Raw genomic sequence first — 1,069 nt, forward strand, 5'->3', positions numbered from 1 at the left:
GCTCACTACAAAAATAAAAACAAATATATAGTTAAGAAGCCATAGCTTTAATAAAGCTATGACTTCAACATTAGCCAAAGCTAAAAAATGAAGCCCTTAAACAAGATATGGTTCTTGATGAGTGCGAATCGTGCAATCAGAACGTGGATAGGTAACACAAAGTAGAGCGAATCCTTTTTCCATCTGCTCATCATCCAAGAAAGATTGGTCAGATTGATCTATTTCACCTTCAACAATTTTGCCAACACAACTAGAGCAAGCACCTGCGTGACAAGAGAAAGGTAACTCAATACCATTTTCTTCTGCGGCGTCTAAAATGGTAGTCTCTTCGTCAATTTCAATTGTTGTATCAAGGTCTTGCTTTTTGTTGATTAATCTAACTTGATAGCTAGCCATTTCGTGATTCTCCTCAGACTTTAATACAATCAGGTTTAATGACTCCACAAAAGTGGAATGTAAAAATTCCCTACTTGTGTAGTTGTTTAAGATTCAAAATCTAAACTACCCAATCTAAAATTATTATCAGATGTGGGTTTTATCATTTAGAATTTTGATTTTTTAGCTACAAGGTACACCTTCAGGCGTACAATCACCAGCTTTAAATGACTTGCCACAACTACAGTTATCAGTTGCATTGGGATTGGTAAACTTAAAGCCGCTTTCCATTACACCGTCGATGAAATCGATTACCACACCTTCTAATAAAGGCGCACTTTTCGCATCAACATAAAGCAGCATTTTACCTTGCGAAATCACCAAATCATCTGGTTGTGGTTTGCTGGTGATCTCAATTGCATACTCATAGCCACTGCAACCGCCATCTTTAACAGATAGGCGAACACCTTTACTTGCTACTGTATTGTTATCGGGTGTAGAACCCAGCAAAAATGTTCGTAGGCGAAATTCTGCTTTTTCTGTCAAAGTAACAGTCATCAAATCTCCTGATAAGTAGCGATTAATTGTTCTGATAAAATGTCTTTGGTGCAGAAGGATTGGACATTGGTAATTGGGAAAAAGGTAATTGTGCATTGGGCATTGGATAAATTCTTCCTTGTCCCCCCTGTCCCCC

2 protein-coding genes are annotated in these 1,069 nt (G+C 37.8%); both read right to left on the reverse strand.

Annotated features, from left to right (window positions below):
* Positions 1-96: 96 nt before the first annotated feature.
* Positions 97-396: a 2Fe-2S iron-sulfur cluster-binding protein gene (locus OGM63_RS23305; RefSeq protein WP_263748053.1), complete on the reverse strand. Its 300-nt coding sequence runs from the start codon at positions 394-396 to the stop codon at positions 97-99.
* Positions 397-558: 162 nt separating this feature from the next.
* The coding region (locus tag OGM63_RS23310; protein WP_318528533.1) for a HesB/IscA family protein at positions 559-1,069 on the reverse strand (511 nt) is incomplete at its 5' end.

Origin of the sequence: Plectonema radiosum NIES-515, assembly GCF_025753815.1 — a bacterium.
GTDB lineage: Bacteria > Cyanobacteriota > Cyanobacteriia > Cyanobacteriales > Nostocaceae > Hassallia > Hassallia radiosum_A.